Consider the following 21,488-nt stretch of genomic DNA (forward strand, 5'->3'; position numbering starts at 1 on the left):
GGAGAGAGCCTTGCGGCGGCCCTAACTATTTCGTGCGACCACAAAGTTCTCTCCCCCACCGCCTGCGGGCGGAGCCCCCTCGCAGAGGGGGCCAAGAGGGGCAACGGGCAAATGGGGTTTACTGCAGCTTTGCCAGCGTGGCCTCGGCATCGTCGAGGATGCGCTCGAACTTCTCGAGGGCGGCGTCCACGGGGGCCGGGGTGGCCAGGTCAACACCGGCGTGGCGCAGCTCGTCCAGCGGGTAAGCACTGCCGCCCATGGAGAGGAACTCCTTGTAGCGCTTGACGGCGGGCTCGCCCTCTTTCAGGATGCCCTCGGACAGGGCGACAGCGGTGGAGTAGCCGGTGGCATACTTGTAAACGTAGAACGGACGGTAGAAGTGCGGGATGCGCGCCCACTCATACTGGATCTCGTCGTCGATGACCATATCGTTGCCGAAATAGTCGGTGACAAGGCGTTTGTACAGGGCGTTCAGGGCGGCGGCGTTCAGGGCTTCACCGCGCTCGACCATGGCGTGGGCCTCGCGCTCGAACTCGGCAAACATCGTCTGGCGGTAGACCGTGCCCTTGAAGTTTTCCAGATACTGGTTCAGCAGATAGAGGCGGGTCTGGGGGTCGTTCTCGTTGGCAAGCAGCTGCTCGATGAGCAAATTCTCGTTGACGGTGGACGCGACCTCGGCGACAAACAGCGTGTAGTCCGCGTACTGCGGCGGCTGATGCTGGCGGGAGCGCCAGCTGTGGATCGTGTGGCCCATCTCATGTGCCAGCGTCGAGACACTGTCCAGCGTGCCGCTGAAATTCAGCAGGATATAGGGGTTGGAGTCATAGCAGCCGCCGGAGTACGCGCCGCCGCGCTTGCCGCGGTTGGGGTAAACGTCGATCCAGCGCTCGGCATAGGCCTTGCGGACGGTTGCCTGGTAGTCCTCGCCCAAGGGCGCAACGGCCTTCAGGACCATCTCCTGTGCGGTCTCGTAGCTGTAGGATTTTTTCAGATCGCCGACCAGCGGAGCGTAGACGTCATAGAAGTGCAGCGCGTCAACGCCCAGCATCTTTTTGCGCAGACGGACATAGCGGTGCATGGCGGGAATATGTTTGCGGACCGTGGCGACGAGGTTGTCGTAGACCTCGGCGGGCACATTCTCCCCCGCCATGGCCATCGCGCGGGAGGACGGGTAATTGCGGGCGGCGGCCTCGGCGGTGGCAGCCTTGATGGCACCGGCGTAGGACGCGGCGAAGGTGTTGATGTGCTCGCGGTAGCTCTTGTAGTAGCTGTGGAAGGCGTTTTCTCGCAGGGTGCGGTCCGTGCTCATCTCCAGCGGCACAAAGTTGGAGCCGGTGACCTCGACGGTCTCGCCGCTGCCGTCCTTGACGGCATCAAACAGCAGATCGGCGTCCTCCAGATTGTGGTAGATCTCGGACGGCGCAGACATGACCTCGCCGAAGCTGGCCAGCAGCTTTTCCTCAGCCTTGGTCAGGGTGTGGGGCTTGCCGCGCAGCAGATCCTCGAGGTTGAATTTGTAGTCCGCGACGGCGGGATCGTTGACGATGGCGGTCAGCGTCTCCTCGGGCAGGGACAGGATCTCCGGCTGGGCAAAGGACAGCGCGGCGGCCATCTTGACGTACTTGCTGCCGATGCGGGCGTACATGCTCTGGGCCTTGTCGTCGCGGGTGTCCTCGTCATGGCGCTGGGAGGCGTAGCAGTAGAGGCGCTCGACCTTGCGGCCCACCTCGGTGGAAGCGTCGAGGTATGCGCCAATCGTAACGGCATCGGTCAGCTTACCGGCGAAGGCTGCCAGGCTTTCAATGTCCGCGTCGAGGCTGTCCAGCGCGGTTTCCCACGCGGCGTCGCTCTCGAACATCGGGGTCAGGTCCCACTGAAATTGCGGGTCCAGTTCACTGCGTTCTTTTAGAATTTCGGGCATAGTTTTCTCCTTATTATAAAAAATTTTGCTATGCTGAGGATGCAGGGGCGGATATCGGCCTCCCGTGCCAGTTCGCGGCAGCGGAAGCTTCCACGAGCGGATATGGAATCCGTCCCTACAGGTTACAAAAGAGCGTTTTCCCACTCGGCCGGCTTAAAGCCGGGCAGGACAAAATCGTCGCCCACCAGCAGCGGGCGCTTGACGAGCATACCGTCCGACGCCAGCAGGGCGATCTGCTCGTCCTCGGTCATGGTCGGCAGCTTGTCCTTCAGGCCCAGATTTTTGTAGACTAGGCCGCTCGTGTTGAAGAACCGCTTGAGGGGCAGGCCGCTGCGGGCGACCCATTCGCGCAGCTCGTCGGCGGTGGGGTTGTCCTCTTTAATGTGGCGGGCGGTGTACTCGATGCCGTGGTCGTCGAGCCACTTTTTGGCCTTTTGGCAGGTGGAGCACGGCGGGTATTGCAGAAACAGCATGGTGTCACTTCCCTTTTGTATCGTTTTGCTGTCGGTGAGTTTATTATAACTGTTTTGCAAGTGTGTGTCAATCGCGGACGGTATGCAAAAAAGGATTCCCGCCGTGGCGGCGGGAATCCTTTGCGGTTTATTTAGTGGTCGTAGGCTGCCTCGGCGGCGTCGCGGGCGATCTCGGCCTGGACGAGCTCCTCCTCGACCTCCGGCAGACCAGTACCGGCGGGGATGAGCTTACCGATGATGACGTTTTCCTTCAGGCCGGCCAGCGGGTCGACCTTGCCCTTGATAGCGGCCTCGGTCAGGACACGAGTGGTCTCCTGGAAGGACGCAGCGGACAGGAAGGAGTCGGTAGCCAGACTGGACTTGGTGATGCCAAGCAGGACCTGGCTGGCCTGAACGAGCTTCAGATCAGTCTCACCGGCATCAATGCGGGCCTGGATCTCCTCGTTCTTGATCATGACATCGCGGCGGTTCACGATGCTGCCCATGATAAAGTCGCTGGAGCCGGAATCCTCAATGCGGACCTTACGCATCATCTGGCGGACGATGACCTCGATATGCTTATCGTTGATGTCAACGCCCTGCAGACGGTAGACCTTCTGGACCTCGCTGATCAGGTAGTTCTGGGTGGCGATGGGGCCCTGGATGGCGAGGATGTCCTGCGGGTAAGCATGACCCTCGGTCAGCAGTGCGCCCTTGGCGACCTCGTCGCCTTCCATGACCTTGAGGCGCTGGCCGAACGGGATCAGGTAGCTCTTGGTAACCGGAGCGCCGTTCTCGTCCGTGCCGGTGATCTCGGCATGGCGGCTCTTTTTGGTATCGTCGATGTGGACCGTACCGGCGATCTCGGACATGATGGCCATTGCCTTCGGGCGACGGCTCTCAAACAGTTCCTCAACGCGGGGAAGACCCTGGGTGATGTCTTCGGCAGATGCGATACCGCCGGTATGGAAGGTACGCATGGTCAGCTGGGTACCGGGCTCACCGATGGACTCTGCGGCAATGATACCGACAGACTCACCGACCTTGACACATTCACCGTTGGACATGTTGGAACCGTAGCAGTGGGCGCAGACGCCGACATGTGCACGGCAGGTCATGACGGAGCGGATCTCCAGCTCGGTAATACCGGCGTTGACGATCTTCTCGGCGTCGAACATATCCATCATCTTTTCCTTGCTGACGAGCAGCTCACCCGTGGCGGGATCGTGCACATCATGCAGGGAGTAGCGGCCGTTCAGACGCTCCTTGAAGCTCTCGACAACAGAGTTGCCCTCGCTGATCTCGCGGACCCAGATGCCCTCGGTAGCGTGGCAGTCCTCCTCGCGGATGATGACTTCCTGAGAGACATCGACCAGACGGCGGGTCAGGTAGCCGGAGTCAGCGGTACGCAGAGCGGTATCGGCCAGACCCTTACGAGCGCCTCGGGAGGAGATGAAGTATTCCAGGATATTCAGGCCCTCACGGTAGTTGGCGCGGATAGGCATCTCCAGCGTCTTACCGGCAGTATTGGCCAGCAGGCCGCGCATACCGGCCAGCTGCTTGATCTGGTCCATAGAACCACGGGCACCGGAATCGGACATCATATAGATGGGGTTGCGCTGGTGGTTCTTCTTCAGGTTTTCGCTCAGAGCCTCGGAGACCTCCTCCGTGGCGGCCTGCCAGATCTCAACCGTCTTGCGGTAGCGCTCCTCATCGGAGATCAGGCCGCGGTTGAAGTTCTTCATGACCTTCTCGATCTTCTTATCGGCGGCAGCCAGAATTTCCGGCTTCTCGTCAGGCATAATAGCATCGGGAACAGCGACGGTGATGGCAGACAGGGTGGAGTACTTGTAGCCCTGAGCCTTGATCTGATCCAGCATCATGGCGCAGGTCTTGGTGCCGTGCTTCGTCAGGCAGCGGCTGATGATGTCGGGCAGGCCCTTCTTCGTCAGCTTGTCGCTCTTGCCGCCGGATGCGATCTTGAGGGTGCGGGGGTTCATCTCGTAGTCGAACTTGGTGGCGGGATTGGTGCGGTCCACGTAGCCCAGATCCTGCGGGATGGGGGTGTTGAAGATGATCTGGCCCATCGTGGTATCGACCAGGCCGGTCTCCGCAACGCCGTCAAAGACCATCGTGCGGCGCACCTTGATGGGTGCCTGCAGCGTGATGAGGCCCTCGGAATAGGCCATCATGGCCTCGTCCTCGTCGCGGAAGATCTTGCCGTGGCCCTTATCGTCGGGGTTGACGAGGGTCAGATAGTAGCTGCCCAGGATCATATCCTGCGTGGGCACGGTGACGGGCTCACCGTCAGAGGGCTTCAGCAGGTTGCCGGAGGCCAGCATCAGCATCTTGGCCTCGCGCTGGGCCTCGGTGGACAGCGGCAGGTGAACAGCCATCTGGTCGCCGTCGAAGTCAGCGTTGAAGGGGGTGCAGACCAGGGGGTGCAGCTTGATGGCACGGCCCTCGACCAGGACAGGCTCAAAGGCCTGAATGCCCAGACGGTGCAGCGTAGGTGCACGGTTCAGCAGGACGGGGTGGCCCTTGATGACGGTCTCGAGGGAATCCCAGACCTCGGGGCGGGCGCGCTCGACCATCTTGCGGGCAGACTTGATGTTGTTGGCCTTCTCCTTCTCGACCAGATCCTTCATGACGAAGGGCTTGAACAGCTCGAGGGCCATCTCCTTGGGCAGGCCGCACTGATACATCTTCAGCTCGGGGCCGACGACGATAACGGAACGGCCGGAGTAGTCAACACGCTTGCCCAGCAGGTTCTGGCGGAAGCGGCCCTGCTTGCCCTTCAGCATATCGGACAGGGACTTCAGTGCGCGGTTGTTCGCGCCGGTGACCGGGCGGCCGCGGCGGCCATTGTCGATCAGGGCGTCAACGGCCTCCTGCAGCATACGCTTCTCGTTGCGGACGATGATGTCGGGCGCACCGAGCTCCAGCAGACGCTTCAGGCGGTTGTTGCGGTTGATGACGCGGCGGTACAGATCGTTCAGGTCGGAGGTCGCAAAGCGGCCGCCGTCCAGCTGCAGCAGGGGGCGCAGATCCGGCGGAATGACGGGGATGACCGTCATGATCATCCACTCGGGGCGCTGGTTGCTCTCGAGGAAGCTCTCAACGCACTCAAGGCGCTTCAGCAGGCGGACGCGCTTCTGGCCGTTGGCATGCTCGAGCTCCTCACGCAGCTCCTTGCTCAGCTTGTCGAGGTCGATCTCGGCCAGCAGCTTCTGGATGGCTTCGGCACCCATACCGGCTTCAAACGTATCCTCGTACTTTTCGCGCATCTCCTTGTACTCGCGCTCGGTCAGCAGCTGCTTTTTCTCCAGCGGCGTGAAGCCGGGGTCGGTGACAATGTAGTTGGCGAAATACAGGACCTTGTCCAGCTGACGGGGGCTGATGTCCAGCATCAGGCCGATGCGGCTGGGAATGCCCTTGAAATACCAGATGTGCGAGACAGGCGCGGCCAACTCGATGTGGCCCATGCGCTCACGGCGGACCTTGGCGCGGGTGACCTCGACGCCGCACTTGTCGCAGATCTTACCCTTGTAGCGGATGCGCTTATACTTGCCGCAGTGGCATTCCCAGTCCTTGGTAGGTCCAAAAATGCGCTCGCAGTACAGGCCGTCGCGCTCCGGCTTCAGGGTGCGGTAATTGATGGTTTCGGGCTTGGTGACCTCGCCGTAGCTCCAGGCACGGATCTGGTCCGGGGAGGCAAGGCCGATCTTAATCGAATCGAATTCTTTATTTTCCATTCAGCGAACCCTCTCAAATTCAATATGACACACGATGCAATTCGATCAATCGTCGAAGGAATCAGACTCGATGGCGGCGAGGTCGTCAGCCGTGGGGCCGGCATCCTCATCCAGATCATCGTCAAAGCCTTCGTCGGCGTCCTTGACGCTGTAATCGTCCTGCAGCTCACTCTCGACCATGACGTTATCGCCCAGGTCGTAGTCATTGTTCTCAAAGCTGCTGTCATCGTCGTCAAACTCCTGACGCATATCGACGGCGTTGCCTTCCTTATCCTGCACAACAATATCCAGACCAAGGCTCTGCAGCTCTTTGAGCATAACGCGGAAGCTCTCGGGGATACCGGGGCGCGGGATCGGCTCGCCCTTGACGATGGCCTCGTAGGTCTTGACACGGCCCACGACGTCGTCGGACTTGATGGTCAGGATCTCCTGCAGGGTGTAAGCGGCGCCGTAAGCTTCCAGCGCCCAGACTTCCATCTCGCCGAAGCGCTGGCCGCCGAACTGCGCCTTGCCGCCCAGAGGCTGCTGGGTGACCATGGAGTAGGGGCCGGTGGAACGGGCATGGATCTTATCGTCGACCAGGTGATGCAGCTTCAGGTAGTACATATAGCCTACCGTGACCTTGCTGGGGAACTGTTCACCGGTACGGCCATCATACAGGGTGGTCTTGCCGTCGTCGGTCAGATCGATCTTGGAGAAGTCGATGACATGGCCTTTCTCGCCCATCAGGCGGTCCAGGTGGGTCGGGTACTCGGGCGCGTTTTCGCCGTGCCACTTCTCGCGGGCCTCGGCGAAGCAGTCGCGCAGGTCGGACTCGTGCGCACCGTCAAAGACGGGGGTCTGGACCTTCCAGCCCAGTGCCTTGGCAACGTAGCCCAGGTTGACCTCCAGGACCTGACCGATGTTCATACGGGAGGGAACGCCCAGGGGGTTCAGCACGATGTCCAGCGGGGTGCCGTCGGGCAGGAAAGGCATATCCTCCTGCGGCAGAATGCGGGAAACAACACCCTTGTTGCCGTGACGGCCTGCCATCTTATCGCCGACGCTGATCTTACGCTTCTGGGCGATGTAGCAGCGCACGCACATACGCACGCCGGGCTGCAGCTCGTCGCTGTTCTCGGGGGTAAAGACCTTGACATCGACAACGATGCCGTAGGCACCGTGGGGCACACGCAGGGAGGTGTCGCGGACCTCGCGGGCCTTCTCGCCGAAGATGGCGCGCAGCAGGCGCTCCTCGGCGGTCAGCTCGGTCTCGCCCTTCGGGGTGACCTTGCCGACGAGGATGTCACCGGTCTTGACCTCGGCACCGATGCGGATGATGCCGCGGTCATCGAGGTCCTTCAGCGCGTCATCGCCGACGTTCGGGATGTCGCGGGTGATCTCCTCGGGTCCGAGCTTCGTGTCGCGGGCCTCGGTCTCATATTCTTCAATGTGGATGGAGGTGTAGACATCCTCGCGGACGAGCTTCTCGTTCAGCAGGACGGCGTCCTCGTAGTTGTAGCCCTCCCAGGTCATGAAGCCGATCAGGGCGTTCTTGCCCAGGCTGATCTCGCCGTTGCGAGTCGCGGGGCCGTCGGCCAGCACGTCGCCGGCCTTGACGGTCTCGCCCACATTGACGATGGGGCGCTGGTTGTTGCAGTTGCCCTGGTTGGAGCGCATGAACTTGATGAGTTCATAGGTGTCGGCGGAGCCGTCGGCGCAGCGGACAATGATCTTGTCGGCGTCGACATACTCAACGGTGCCGTCATGGGCGGCCAGGACGCAGACACCGGAGTCGGTGGCGGCCTTGTACTCCATGCCGGTGGCGACCAGCGGCTGCTGGGTGACCATCAGAGGCACGGCCTGACGCTGCATGTTGGAGCCCATCAGTGCACGGTTGCAGTCGTCGTTCTCGAGGAACGGGATGCAGGCCGTAGCGACGGAAACCATCATACGCGGAGAAACGTCCATGTAGTCGACCTGAGAAGCGTCGAACTCCTGGATGTCGTTGCGGTGGCGGCCGGAGACGCGGGGACGGACGAAGTGGTTGTTCTCGTCCAGCGGCTCGTTGGCCTGAGCGACGATATACTCGTCCTCCTCGTCGGCGGTCATATAGACGACCTCATCGGTGACAGTGCCGGTGGCCTTGTCGACCTTGCGGTACGGGGCCTCAACAAAGCCGTACTTGTTGATCTTGGCGTAGGTGGCCAGATAGGAGATCAGACCGATGTTCGGGCCTTCAGGCGTCTCGATGGGGCACAGACGGCCATAGTGGGTGTAGTGAACGTCGCGGACCTCGAAGCCTGCGCGGTCACGGGACAGACCGCCGGGGCCCAGAGCGGACAGACGGCGCTTGTGGGTCAACTCGGCCAGCGGGTTGTTCTGGTCCATGAACTGGGACAGCGGGCTGGAACCGATGAACTCCTTGATGGCGGCGACGACGGGGCGGATGTTGACGAGGCTCTGCGGGGTGATCTCGCCGTTTTCCTGATTCTGCAGGGTCATGCGCTCACGGATGACGCGCTCCATGCGGGAGAAGCCGATGCGGAACTGGTTCTGCAGCAGCTCACCGACGCTGCGGACGCGGCGGTTGCCCAGATGGTCGATCTCATCGGTGGTGCCGATGCCGTGGTCAAGGCCCAGCAGGTAGTTGACGGAGGCAAAGATGTCATCGACGGTGACGGTGCGGCTGATCAGAACATCGTGGTTCTGGCGCAGCAGCTCCTTCTGCTCCTCCACATCGGAGGTGGTGTCGAGGATCTTGCGGATCTCGGCAAAGTTGGCACGCTCATTGACACCGGCCTCGGCCTCGACGTCGAAGCTGAAGAAGTTCTGGGCGTTGACGCAGCCGTTGGAGATGACAATGAACGGGCGGGGCTCCTCGCCCTTCTTCTCAACGAGGATGGTAACGCGGGTAACACCGGCGTTATCGATCTCCTCGGCCTTGGCCATGTTGATCTTCTCGCCCTTGGCGGCCAGCAGCTCGCCGGTCAGCGGGGCGATGATGTCCTCGGCAGCCTTATAACCGGCAATGCGGCGGGTCAGGCTGAGCTTGTTGTTCATCTTATAGCGGCCAAAACGAGCCAGGTCGTAACGGCGCGGGTCAAAGAACAGGTTGTTCAGGTGCGCGCGGGAGTTTTCCACCGTCGGGGGCTCACCGGGGCGCAGCTTGCGGTAGACCTCGAGCAGGCCCTCCTCGGTGTTGTGGGTGATATCCTTCTCGAGAGAGGCGTTGATCTTCGGCTCGGAATCGCCGAAGAACTGCTTGATCTGCTCATCGGTGGACAGGCCCAGGGCACGCAGCAGCGTGGTAACGGGCAGCTTGCGGTTCTTATCGATACGGACGTAGTAAACGTCAGAGGAGTCCGTCTCATACTCCAGCCAGGCGCCGCGGTTGGGGTTCATGGTGGCGGTGAACAGGTCCTTGCCGGTACGGTCCTTGCTGGAGCCGTAGAAAACGCCGGGAGAACGGACCAACTGGGAGACGATGGCACGCTCGGCACCGTTGGAGATGAAGGTACCGGCGTCGGTCATGAGCGGGAAGTCGCCCATGAAGATCTCCTGCTCCTTCACCTCGCCGGTCTGCTTGTTGAACAGACGGGCCGTGACGTACAGGGGTGCCGCATACGTGGCATCCCGCTCTTTGCATTCTTTAATAGAATACTTGGGGTTCTTGTCCAGCCGGTAATCGACGAACTCCAGCACGAGGTTGCCGGTGTAGTCCTCGATCGCGGCAATGTCGTGGAAGACCTCATGCAGGCCCTCCTCCAGGAACCAGTTGTAAGAGTTTTTCTGGATCTCGATCAGATTGGGCATACCAATCACTTCGTTGATGTGGGAAAAGCTCATGCGGGTCGTTCTGCCGTTTTGTACGGGCTTGACCTTTACCATAAAACGCGACCACTCCTATTCCATAGATTGACAAAGTTGGCGAAAGCGACCCGAAAGGCGGCTGTGAAACTGCGGCATATTCGTCGTTTTTCACAAACTTTTTGATTTTACAGATTTTGCAAAATTCCTTTAGGGCGCTCTATTCCATTTTTGTGATACTGTTTTAGTATACAGGGTAAATGGCTTGCTGTCAAGGGTTTTTCGGCTTTTTTATGAAGTTTTTCCGTTTCATCGAACGCCCGGACGGGTGTAACAAAATTTCGGCAATTTGCTGATTTTGCACCGTTTTCCTCCGCTTGACAAATTCGGTACAGCGGTTACAGGGTGCGGTTTTTGGCAGTTTCCACAAGGTTGGGTATGATATTTTAAACAGGTTGTCTCTTGACAGGCGGGGTGGTTTTACGGGATAGTACTATACAGAATTCTTATTAAAATTGGAAAGGCGTTTTGCACATGAATCTTCTCGGCCAGAAAATCACCCTGCGGCGCATCCTTGGCATGATTGCGGGCGTCGTCATCATCGGCATCGGCATTGCGGTGTTCAAGTTCTCGCGCTTGGGCAACGACTCCATCAGTGCGCTGAACCTGCGGTTGGCGGAGCTGGTCGGCCTGCCGTTCAGCATCGAGAATGTGCTGATGAATCTCTGCCTTTTCGTGCCGCAGCTGCTTTGGGGGCGGCGGTACATCGGGCTTGGCACCATCATCAACAGCTTCTGCATCGGGTTCATCGTCACGTTTACCGGCGACGCGATGACCGCCGTCTTTGGCTCTGCAGACACGCTGCCGGTGCAGCTGCTTTGGGTCGCTGTGGCGGTGTTGGTCATCGCGCTGGGGTGCTCGCTGTACCAGACGGCGGATTTAGGCGTCGCGCCGTATGACGCGCTCTCGCTGATGCTGGCAGACCGGCTGCCTGTCCCCTACTTCGGCTGCCGCGTGTTCACCGATGCGCTGTGTGCGGTGCTTGCCTTCCTGTTGGGCGGACTGATCGGGCTGGGCACCCTGATCTGCGCCTTCGGGTTAGGACCGTTCGTGCAGTTCTTTACAAGGCATTTTTCGGAGAAGGTGCTGCGGTACAAGCCGGAGAAGAAATAGAAGCATCGTAGGGCGGGGTGCCCCCGACGGCCCGGCAGCGTTCCGGCTGCCGCAACGCTTCTGCGGGCGAGCAGTGCTCGCCCCTACGATGCACTTTTTCGACAGGCTGCGGGTGCCTGCGGCCTCGGAGGCCGTAGGGGCGGATTCTATATCCGCCCACGGAGCCTTGCCCTGCATCTCTAATAAAACAAAAAAGGACCGTCTCCACACCCGGAAACGGTCCTTTTCTGTCACATTTTAATGATTCCAAACGCATTGGCCACCGAGCTTGCCAGAATGACGGCGGCAAAGACCGGGCAGAGCCAGCGGATCATGAAACGGAAAATCCTCTTGCGGCGGAAGGGCTGGCCGTCCAGCTCAACCTCCTGCTCGATCTTGTCCACGCCGATGACGCGGGAGACGAGCAGACAGGTCGCAATGGCCGCAATCGGCATCATGACCGAGTTCGTCAGGAAGTCGAAGAAGTCGAGGAACTGCATCCCGATGACCGTGACCCCCGCCAGCGGGCCGTAGCCCAGGCTGGACAGCGTGCCCAGCGCCACCATGATGACGCCGACGAGCACCGTGGCCTTTTTGCGGCCCCAGCCCAACTCATCCTCAAACGTTGAGACGGCGCTCTCGGTCAGGGCAATCGAGCTGGTGACCGCTGCAAACAGCACAAGCACAAAGAACAGCACACCCACCACCGTGCCCAGCCCCATGCTGGCAAAGACTTTCGGGATCGTAATGAACATCAGCGCGGGACCGGCCTGCAGCGTGTCGGGGTCACCGCCGGAGAAAGCAAACACCGCCGGAATGATCATCAGGCCCGCCATGACGGCGATGAGCGTGTCGAAAATCTCAACGTGCTCGGTGGATTCCTCAATCGAGACATCTTTCTTCATGTAGGAGCCGAACGTGACAAGAATGCCCATAGCGATGGACAGCGAGTAGAACATCTGCCCCATGGCCGTGACGACGGTCATCCACGAGAAGTTGGCCGGGTTGGGCACCAGGAAATAGGCAACACCCGCCAGTGCGCCGGGCCGCGTAACCGAGTAGACCGCAATGATGACCGACAGCACGACCAGCACCGGCATCATGAGCCTGGAGACGCGCTCCACGCCGTTGCGCACGCCCGCAAAGATGATGCCCAGCGTAAAGAACGCAAACAGCAGGAAGCAGACCTCGGCGGACGCGCCATCTGCAATGAACGCGCTGAAATAGCCGTCCTCCGCAAGCCCCTGGGCGTTGCCGCGCAGATATTCAAACAGATATTTGATGACCCAGCCGCCGATGACCGAGTAGTACGGCACGATCAGCACCGGGATAACGGCGTTGATCCAGCCGCCAAAGCCGAGAAACCCGTTTTTGCGTCCCGGCTTTGCAAACGCACCGTAGGCGCTGACCGGGCTTTTGTGGGTCATGCGGCCCAGGGCAGTCTCGGCCATGATCATCGTGTAGCCGAACGTCAGCGCCAGCACAATATAGATCAGCAGAAAAATACCGCCGCCGTACTTAGCCGCCAGATACGGGAACCGCCAGATATTGCCCAGCCCCACCGACGCACCGGCAGCCGACAGCACAAAGCCGAGCTTGCCGGAAAACGAACTTCTGTTTTGTTTTTGTTCCATGATTCTCCTGTTTCCTCCGTGTTTTTATATTTCGCACAAGGGCAAGTGTAGCACAGACGCGGAAAGTTTTCAATTATACTTTTTTTCAAGAAACGCTTGACTCTGACGCAACGTTAGGGTGTATGATGGCAGTACCGCAAAGGAAACGAGGGTTTTATCATGATGACCGTAAAAGAAGTCAGCCGACTGACAGGCATAAGCATACGCACGCTGCAATACTATGACAAGCTGGGTCTGCTACCCGCCATGCGCACCGAGAGCGGCTACAGGCTGTATGACGATGCAGCGCTGGAACGTTTGCAGCAGATTTTGCTGTTTCGGGAGCTGGAGTTTCCCTTGCGGGACATCCGCACCATTTTGGACAACCCGAATTTTGACCGCCGCAAGGCTCTGCGCCAGCAAATTGAGCTTCTCACGCTGAAAAAGCAGCACTTGGAAGATTTGATACGGCTGGCGCGGACTTTGCAAGCCGCAGGAGGACACACTATGCAATTCAAAGAATTTGATACATCCCGCATTGACGAGTACACCCGCCGCGCCAAGGAATCTTGGGGCGATACCCCCGCCTACCGCGAGTTTGAGCAGAACGCCGCCGAACGCACGGTGCAGGAGAGCAGCGATATAAACAATCAGCTGATGGCGTTGACCGCCGGGTTCGGCGCACTGCAAAACCTGCCCATCGACGACCCCGCCGTGCAGGCGCAGGCCGCCAAGCTGCAAGCTTTCATCACCGAGCACTACTACACCTGCACAAAGGCGATTTTCGCCCAGCTCGGCCAAATGTACGGCGCAGGCGGAGAGTTCACCGCCAACATCAACGCCGCAGGCGGCCCCGGCACTGCCGAGTTCGCCGCAAAGGCGATTGCGGCGTATTGCAAGGAATAAGGCATAAATTTTGTTGGACGCTTTGTAGGGGGTGAGCATTGCTTGCCCGTGGAACATTGCAGTCGCCCCTACAGAGCGGCCATAACACCCACACAAACCAAAGCCCCGCCCTGCTTATTTTCACAAGCGGGGCGGGGTACTTTTATTTACGTATCAAATCAATCCAGGAAATCCCGCAGTTTCTTGCTGCGGCTGGGGTGGCGGAGCTTGCGCAGGGCCTTGGCTTCGATCTGGCGGATGCGTTCACGGGTGACGTTGAACTCCTTGCCGACCTCCTCCAGTGTGCGGGGGCGGCCATCCTCCAGGCCGAAGCGCAGGCGCAGGACCTTTTCCTCACGCGGGGTCAGGGTCTTGAGCACGTCGGCCAGCTGCTCCTTCAGCAGGGTCTGGCTGGCGGCCTCGGCGGGCACGGGGGCGTCATCGTCGGGGATGAAGTCGCCCAGATGGCTATCCTCCTCCTCACCGATGGGCGTCTCCAGACTGACGGGTTCCTGTGCGACGCGCATGATCTCGCGGACCTTATCCACGGGCATGTCAAGGCGCTCGGCGATCTCCTCGGCGCTGGGGTCGTGGCCGTACTCATGCAGCAGCTGGCTGGACACCTTCTTGACCTTGTTGATCGTCTCGACCATGTGCACGGGGATGCGGATGGTGCGGGCCTGGTCGGCGATGGCGCGGGTGATGGCCTGACGGATCCACCACGTTGCGTAGGTGGAGAACTTGAAGCCCTTGGTATGGTCAAACTTTTCGACAGCCTTGATCAGGCCCAGGTTGCCTTCCTGGATCAGATCCAAAAACTGCATGCCGCGGCCCACATAGCGCTTGGCGATGGAGACGACCAGACGCAGGTTGGCCTCGCTCAGGCGCTGCTTGGCCTTCTCGCCATCGGGGCCGCCGGCCTGAATTTTCAGTGCCAGCTCGGTTTCCTCCTCGGGGGACAGCAGCGGCACGCGGCCAATTTCCTTCAGGTAGACCTTGACCGGGTCGTCAATCGTGATGCCGTCGGCAGTCAGGCCGTCCTCGTAGTCGTCCGCGCCCTCCTCGGAGCTAGGCAGGGCGCTGCTGACGTCAACGGGCGTGTCGTCGACGATCTCGATGCCGTTGCTTTCCAGCTCTTCGTAGAGCTTTTCCATCGCTTCTACGTCAAGAACGTTGCCATTCTCCTCCATTGCGTCGCTGATCTCACTGCTGGTCAGCTTGCCGGCGCGGCGGCCCGTGTCGATCAGGCTGCGGATCGGATCTTTCTTTTCTGCCATAAGTACGTTCTCCTTTTGGTTTTCTATTGTTTGACAAAGTATGTCGGAATGTCGTTATTCGTCTGTCTCGGCGGGGCGGGCGCCCTTCTTTTTGCCGAGGTTTGCAAAGTAGCTTTCCAGCTGGCCGTCGCTCATATCCTTGACCTGCTCACTGATCGGCTTGGCGGTCTGCAAGCGGTCCAGATACATATCAATATCCTGCCTTTGCAGACGGATGTCGTGGTTGTACGCCTGCCCGTGGGCCAGTTGCCGGAACGCGGCCTCATCCAGCATTTGCTGTAATGACGTCTGGTTCAGCGGCAAGTGCTCGTCCACACAGCGGAAAATTGCCTCCAGCGCGCGCTGCATCTCGGGCACCAGCACGGTGGACATATCCAGCCGCGCACGGACGTAGGGCACCTGCTCGGGGTCCTGCAGCATGGCCACGGCCAGCTGGCGCGCCGCGTTGGCCGCGCCGAGGGCGGATTCCCCGCTGCTGGTGTAGGGCACGCGGATGTCCGACGCGATGCCCTCCTTGGAAAGGTCGCGCTGCTCCTTGCGGTAGCTGCGGCGCGCGGCGGCCTGAAGCGCCCCGTTGAGTTGGGAAAGGATGGCCTGTTTTGAGACGCCGGTCTCGTCGGCCAACCGCCCGGCGTAGACGTCCCGCGCCGTCGGGCTGACGCCGCGCTCGGTCAGAATCTCGATGGCCTCCCGGATATAGCTCAGCCGCCCGTCGTCGCTACGCAGGTCATACTTGGCCTTGCTCTTTTTTAACTGGAATTCTGTCGGGTTGGCCGTGCCGTTCAAGAGCATCTCGAACCGCTCGCGGCCATATTTTTTGATGAACTCGTCCGGGTCCTTCGCGCCCTGGTAGCTCAGCACGCTAACTTTGAGCGTCGTGCTGCCCAGAATGCCAAGGCTGCGCTCGGTGGCCTTCTGGCCCGCCTCGTCGGAGTCGTAACTCAAAACGACCTCGTCGGCGTACTCGCTCAGCAGCTTGGCCTGCTCGGGTGTCAGGGCCGTGCCGCAGGCACAGACCGCCGTGTCAAACCCGGCCTCATGCATCGAGATGACGTCCATGTAGCCCTCACAGAGGATGTAGCGCCTGTTTTTTGACTTTTTGGCGATATTCAGTGCAAAAAGCGTGCGGGATTTGTGGTAGACCATCGTCTCGGGGCTGTTGATGTACTTGGGCTTGGAGTCGTCCAGCACGCGCCCGCCGAAGGCAATGATGGCCCCGCGCACATCAATGATGGGCACCATGACGCGGTGGCGGAAGATGTCATAGAGGTTGCCCTTGGCGCTGCGCTTGACGAGGCCGGAGGTTTCCAGCTCCTCCTCACTGAAGCCGCGCCGCTTGAGGTAGTGCAGCAGGCCGCCGAAGTCCTCCGGCGCGTAGCCAAGGCCGAACCGGCGGATGGCAGCGTCGGACAGGCCGCGCTTTTCCTTCCAGTAGCGGCGGGCCATGGCGGCCTCCGGCGTTTTGGCGTTGAGGTTCTCGTAGAAGTAGCGCGCGGCGCAGCGGTTGATCTCCAACAGGCGCTGGCGCGCACGGGACTCGCGGTCATCCTCCTCGGGCAGCGGCATACCGGCGCGGCCCGCCAGCTGCTTGACAGCCTCGACATAGCCGAGATTGTTGTACTTGCGCACAAAGTTGATGACATCGCCCGCCGCACCGCAGCCGAAGCAGTAAAAGCTCTGGGTATCCGGGTAAACGACGAAGGACGGCGTTTTTTCATTGTGGAACGGACACAGGCCCGTGGCCGTGCGTCCGCGGCGGCGCAGCTGGACATACTGGCCGATGACTTCTTCAATGTCGTTGCGCCGCACGACTTCCTGTATATATTCCTGGGGTATCATGGGATAGGCTGCACCTCCGTTTCTCAAAATAATAAATGTGGTGGCGTTTTCTCCCTTTGGTCGAAAACAAAAGCGTAGGGGCGGATTCCATATCCGCCCGTGCCCGTTCGCGGCTGCGCAGACCTCCGCGGGCGCATATAGAATGCGCCCCTACGTTTTTTGAGCGGCGCACAGCGACGCGCTCCACAATCTTTATTATTTATTATTTCTTATTTATTATTTGCTCACAAAACCTTCCACTTCTGCGGAACGAACAGTTCCTCAAAAAGGCGCGTGGCGAACTCGTCGCTCATGCCGCTGATGTAGTCGGTCACGGCACGGTCCACACCCTCATTGTAGGCGATCTGCATGTAAAAGTTCGGCATCAGGGCCGGTTCGTCGCACAGGCGGGCGTACAGCTCGCTGATGAGCTTGTCCACCTTCTTTTCCTCGCGCTTGGCCTCCTTGTCGACGTAGACTGTCGCGTACATGAAGTCCTTCAGCACAGCGTAGGCGGCCTCGACCTCGGGGGAAAAATTGATTTTCCCGTTGCCGCTGTGTGCGACCAGGTCGGTGATCATCGTCGTGATACGCTCGGATTTGGTATGTCCCAGCACGGCGACGGCCTCGGGCGGCAGCTGGCGCGCGTCGAGCACACCGGCGGTGATGGCGTCCTCAATGTCGTGGTTCAGAAACGCAATGTGGTCGGCACGGCGCACAACGCAGCCCTCGGGCGTGCGGGCCCACGCGCCGGACGTGTGGGTCACAATGCCGTTGCGCACCTCCCAAGTCAGGTCAAGGCCCTGGCCGTCGCGCTCTAAGTAATCCACCACGCGCAGGCTCTGGCGGTAGTGGGAGAACCCGCCCGGACAGAGCCGGTTGAGCGCTCTCTCCCCCGCGTGGCCGAACGGCGTATGGCCCAAATCGTGGCCGAGCGCGATGGCCTCGGTCAGGTCCTCATTCAGGCGCAGTGCGCGGGAAATTGTGCGTGCGATCTGAGAGACCTCCAGCGTATGAGTCAGGCGAGTGCGGTAGTGGTCGCCCTCCGGGGACAGAAAGACCTGCGTTTTCTGCTTTAAGCGGCGGAACGCCTTGCAGTGCAGAATGCGGTCCCGGTCCCGCTGGAAGCAGGGCCGGATAGGGTCCGGCTCCAGCGGCACACGGCGGCCCAGGCTGTTTTCGCTTAAAGTCGCGTAGCGGCTCAGGGTCTGCCGTTCGATAGCCTCGGTCTCTTCACGGATCGTCATAGTGTGCCCCCTTTTCTGCTCTCTGCTTATAAATACGACAAAAGTGCGGGAAACACTCTTTTTTTGTTGGAAAAATTTTGATTTTTTACAGAAATTTAAAACGCCGCATACTGCGGGGCAGAAATTTCCACCTCAGCCCCGCCGCGGGTCAGCTCGTTGAGAGCCGTGCGGAGCGTTTCCTCCCGCCCTGCCGGCATACGCCAGCAGAGCGTCACGGCATCGTCAAAAATCGGCTCGTCAAGCCGCGTTTCCGCCGCCGCAATGATGCGCTGGGCCTGCTCGAACTGGGCGTAGCTCACACGGACCTTGCAGTCGACGACCAGCCGCATGCTGACGAGCTCTGCACTTTGCAGAGCGCCCGAGGCTGCCGCCGTGTAGGCGCGCACCAGCCCGCCGGTACCCAGCAGAATGCCGCCGAAATACCGCGTTACCACGACGATCACGTCTGCCACACCCGCATGGCCGATGGTCTCCAGCACGGGCGTACCGGCGGTCTTGGCGGGTTCGCCGTCGTCGGAATACCGCGTGCGGCCATTTTGCAGCACATAGGCGTAGACGTTGTGCCGCGCCGTGCGGTTGGCAGCGCGCACAGCGTTCAGCACGGCCAGGGCCTTTTCCTCCGTGTCAGCAAAGGAGGCCGTTGCGATAAAGCGGCTGCGCTTTTCCTCATATTCAAAGGTGGCTGTGCCGCGGATGGTTTTGTAGTCGGCCATGGTGGGAAACCTCGATGTATAGCAAAAAATACCCCGGATGAAAACCATCCGGGGTACAAAAAACGGAATTACTTGCCAGACTTGGCGAAGCGGCGCTTGAAGCGCTCGACGCGGCCACCGGTATCGACCAGCTTCTGCTTGCCGGTGTAGAAGGGATGGCACTTGCTGCAGACTTCGACGTGGATCTCCGGCTTGGTGTCACGGGTGTGGATCACGTTGCCGCAGGCACAAGTGATGGTGCAGTCCACATAGTTCGGATGGATGCCCTGCTTCATGGTTATTTCACCTCTTTCTCGATCATGATAAAAGGAGCCATACTCAATATATGTGCTCATCACAATCTCCGAATTGCGGCTACCAGCACCCGGCATCCTGTCCGGGCGGAGCAGCCATCTGAACGATTGCTGAAATATTTTAGCACAAAGTATCAAGATTGTCAAGCACTTTTTTCGCTTGACACCGTAGGGGCGGATTCTATATCCGCCCGTCAGACGGCAGACTCCTTGCGGGCGCATATAGAATGCGCCCCTACGGAGCTTCGTGCGGTATCACCTTACAGCGTCAGCTGCTCCGCTCTGTCGTCGTCCTTCAAAATCGCACCGGCGGCGGGCAGGGTGCGCACGCGGTAGCGCGGGGCGTCGTTCAGCTCAAGGCCCTCGGCCAGCGTGACGCGGGCGATTTTGGCATTCTTTTTCAGCGCCACAACGCTGACACCGGCGGTGTCGCGAGTCGTCTTTTCGGGTATGAGTGCGCTGCCGACGAGCAGCAGACGGTTGTTGGTGGTGAAAATTGCCAGCTCGGTCTCCTCGGGCAGGTGGCGCATGAAGGCCAGCTCAGCCTTGTCGCTGTAGGCTTTCAGCAGCTTGCGGCGGTTCTGCTTTGTCTCGTAGCTGGACAGCGGCACCTTGGCGCACTTGCCGTTGTCGTAGAAGAAGAGCATCCAGCCCTTGTAATCGGGGGTCACGACCATATACAGCGGGACCTCGCCCTCCTCCATGCCGAGGGCGCTGGCGACGTAATCGCCGAGGACGCTCGCCTTGCTGTCGTTGAAATCATAGGCGTGGGACTTGTAGACCTGACGATGGTTCGTAAAGAACAGCAGCTCGACGCTGTTCGTGCTCTCGCAGGTGAACAATACCTCATCGCCGTCCTTGAGCTTCTGCTCGCCGCTCATGCGCAGGCTCTGGGGCGTGATCTTCTTGAAGTAGCCGTCCCGCGTAAAGAACAGGTGCACGGGGTAGTCGGGAATCTGCTGCTCCGGCTCCTCGCCCTCAACGGCGGGCACCTCGTACATGATCTCGCAGCGGCGGGGCTTGCCGTACTTTTTGGCGACGTCGGCCAGCTCCTTCATGATGATCTTGTTGATGCGTGCCGGGCGCTTGAGAATATCCTCCAGGTCCGCAATCGCGTTTTCGAGTTCTTCAATTTCCTCGGTGCGCTTTAAAATATACTCGCGGTTCAGGTGGCGCAGCTTGATCTCGGCCACGTACTCAGCCTGCACCTCGTCAATGCCGAAGCCGATCATCAGGTTCGGCACGACCTCAGTCTCCTCCGCGGTGTTGCGCACGATTTCGATGGCCTTGTCAATGTCGAGCAGAATTGCCTTCAGGCCCTTGAGCAGGTGCAGGCGCTTTTGCTTGCCCTGCAAATCGTAGTAGGTGCGGCGGCGCACGCACTCGGCGCGGAAGGCGATCCACTCGTTCAGGATGCTGCGCACGCCCAGCACCTTGGGCTGGCCCGCGATCAGCACGTTAAAGTTGCAGGCGAAACTGTCCTCCAGCGGCGTGGCCTTGTACAGGCGCGCCATCAGCTTGTCGGGGTCCTGGCCGCGCTTCAAATCAATCGTCAGCTTTAAGCCGTTCAGGTCGGTCTCGTCGCGCATATCGGAGATTTCGCGAATTTTGCCCAGCTTGACCAACTCGGTGATCTTGTCCATGATGGCTTCTACCGTCGTCGTGGGCGGGATCTGCGTGACGTCGATGCAGTTGTTTTCCTTGTCGTAGCTCCACTTAGCGCGGACGCGGACGCTGCCGCGGCCATTTTCCAGCACGTTCTGCATCTCGGCGGCGTCGTACAGAATCGTGCCGCCGCCGACGAAATCAGGGGCCGGAATGATCTCCCGCAAATCGGCCTGCGGGTCCTTCATCAGGGCAATCGTCGCATTGCAGAGTTCCTCGAGGTTGAAGGAGCAGATGTTGGACGCCATGCCGACGGCGATGCCCAGCGTGTTGTTGGCCAGAATCGTCGGGAAAGTGACGGGCAGCAGCGTCGGCTCCGTCGTCGTGCCGTCGTAGTTGGGCACAAAATCGACGGTGTCCTTGTCGATGTCGCGGAACAGCTCGTCGCAGACCGGCTCGAGCTTAGCCTCGGTGTAACGGGCGGCGGCGTAGGCCATATCGCGGCTGTACGCCTTGCCGAAGTTACCCTTGGAGTCCACGAAGGGCACAAGGAGGCTCTCGTTGGAGCGGCCCATGCGGACCATCGTGTCGTAAATCGCGGCGTCGCCGTGGGGGTTCAGGTGCATCGTGCTGCCGACGATGTTGGCGCTCTTGGTGCGGTTGCCCTTGAGCAGACCCATCTCGTACATTGTGTAGAGCAGCTTGCGGTGGGCGGGCTTGAAGCCGTCGATCTCCGGCAGGGCACGGGAGACGATGACGCTCATCGCGTAGGGCATATAGTTGGTTTCCAGCGTATCGGTGATGGCAGATTCCAGCACCTCGCCCGCCGATAAAATTTCGACGTTATCGCCCAGCTGCGGGCGCGCAGGGGTCAGTTTTTTTTCTTTACGTTTTGCCATTATGATTTATCCTATATTTCACAGCCGCCCGGTAGGGGCCGGACATGTCCGACCCTTCACTTACCGGGA

At 60.0% G+C, this 21,488-nt stretch carries 13 protein-coding genes; 2 read left to right on the forward strand and 11 right to left on the reverse strand.

The features are described 5' to 3' along the window. Positions 1 to 118: 118 nt before the first annotated feature. The 4 genes from pepF to rpoB all read right to left on the reverse strand — a co-directional run bounded on the left by pepF (position 119) and on the right by rpoB (position 9,998). On the reverse strand, positions 119 to 1,921 hold the full coding sequence (gene pepF, locus B5D32_RS06410; protein WP_078784253.1) for an oligoendopeptidase F: 1,803 nt from the start codon (positions 1,919 to 1,921) through the stop codon (positions 119 to 121). A 122-nt stretch (positions 1,922 to 2,043) separates the two neighbouring features. Continuing rightward, a complete protein-coding gene (locus B5D32_RS06415; RefSeq protein ID WP_078784254.1) occupies positions 2,044 to 2,394 on the reverse strand; it encodes an arsenate reductase family protein in 351 nt (116 codons plus the stop codon). A gap of 131 nt (positions 2,395 to 2,525) precedes the next feature. Continuing rightward, positions 2,526 to 6,128, reverse strand: coding sequence for a DNA-directed RNA polymerase subunit beta' (gene rpoC, locus B5D32_RS06420; RefSeq protein ID WP_078784255.1), 3,603 nt, complete (start codon positions 6,126 to 6,128; stop codon positions 2,526 to 2,528). A 45-nt stretch (positions 6,129 to 6,173) separates the two neighbouring features. Further along, positions 6,174 to 9,998, reverse strand: coding sequence for a DNA-directed RNA polymerase subunit beta (rpoB, locus tag B5D32_RS06425; protein WP_078784256.1), 3,825 nt, complete (start codon positions 9,996 to 9,998; stop codon positions 6,174 to 6,176). A gap of 453 nt (positions 9,999 to 10,451) precedes the next feature. Here rpoB and B5D32_RS06430 point away from each other — a divergent pair, with 453 nt between their 5' ends. Then, on the forward strand, positions 10,452 to 11,090 hold the full coding sequence (locus B5D32_RS06430) for a YczE/YyaS/YitT family protein (protein ID WP_078784257.1): 639 nt from the start codon (positions 10,452 to 10,454) through the stop codon (positions 11,088 to 11,090). Between the two features lie 230 nt (positions 11,091 to 11,320). On the opposite strand, the gene B5D32_RS06435 is transcribed toward B5D32_RS06430, so the two are convergent. Further along, positions 11,321 to 12,703, reverse strand: a complete 1,383-nt coding sequence (locus B5D32_RS06435; protein ID WP_078784258.1) for a sodium-dependent transporter — start codon at positions 12,701 to 12,703, stop codon at positions 11,321 to 11,323. A gap of 159 nt (positions 12,704 to 12,862) precedes the next feature. On the opposite strand from B5D32_RS06435, the gene B5D32_RS06440 reads away from it, so the two are divergent. Beyond that, positions 12,863 to 13,588, forward strand: a complete 726-nt coding sequence (locus B5D32_RS06440) for a MerR family transcriptional regulator (RefSeq protein WP_078784259.1) — start codon at positions 12,863 to 12,865, stop codon at positions 13,586 to 13,588. A 158-nt stretch (positions 13,589 to 13,746) separates the two neighbouring features. Here B5D32_RS06440 and rpoD read toward each other — a convergent pair whose 3' ends face one another. The 6 genes from rpoD to B5D32_RS06470 form a co-directional block, all read right to left on the reverse strand. Continuing rightward, entirely contained in the window at positions 13,747 to 14,844 is a 1,098-nt protein-coding gene (rpoD, locus tag B5D32_RS06445) for an RNA polymerase sigma factor RpoD (protein ID WP_078784260.1), read from the reverse strand. Positions 14,845 to 14,898: 54 nt separating this feature from the next. Beyond that, positions 14,899 to 16,683 (reverse strand): DNA primase, encoded by a 1,785-nt coding sequence (dnaG, locus tag B5D32_RS06450; protein WP_078784261.1) that lies wholly within the window; start codon positions 16,681 to 16,683, stop codon positions 14,899 to 14,901. Positions 16,684 to 16,907: 224 nt separating this feature from the next. Continuing rightward, the gene (locus B5D32_RS06455; protein ID WP_078784262.1) at positions 16,908 to 17,909 is read right to left on the reverse strand and encodes a deoxyguanosinetriphosphate triphosphohydrolase; all 1,002 of its coding nucleotides are present in this window, start codon (positions 17,907 to 17,909) and stop codon (positions 16,908 to 16,910) included. Positions 17,910 to 18,004: 95 nt separating this feature from the next. After that, positions 18,005 to 18,622 (reverse strand): IMPACT family protein, encoded by a 618-nt coding sequence (locus B5D32_RS06460; RefSeq protein ID WP_078784263.1) that lies wholly within the window; start codon positions 18,620 to 18,622, stop codon positions 18,005 to 18,007. 68 nt (positions 18,623 to 18,690) lie between these two features. Further along, complete coding sequence (rpmE, locus tag B5D32_RS06465) at positions 18,691 to 18,897, reverse strand: 50S ribosomal protein L31 (RefSeq protein ID WP_078784264.1); 207 nt, start codon at positions 18,895 to 18,897, stop codon at positions 18,691 to 18,693. A 278-nt stretch (positions 18,898 to 19,175) separates the two neighbouring features. Beyond that, positions 19,176 to 21,419: a DNA gyrase subunit A gene (locus B5D32_RS06470; RefSeq protein ID WP_078784265.1), complete on the reverse strand. Its 2,244-nt coding sequence runs from the start codon at positions 21,417 to 21,419 to the stop codon at positions 19,176 to 19,178. Positions 21,420 to 21,488: the final 69 nt, after the last annotated feature.

The sequence above is a fragment of the Gemmiger formicilis genome, from assembly GCF_900167555.1.
GTDB classification, from domain to species: domain Bacteria; phylum Bacillota; class Clostridia; order Oscillospirales; family Ruminococcaceae; genus Gemmiger; species Gemmiger formicilis.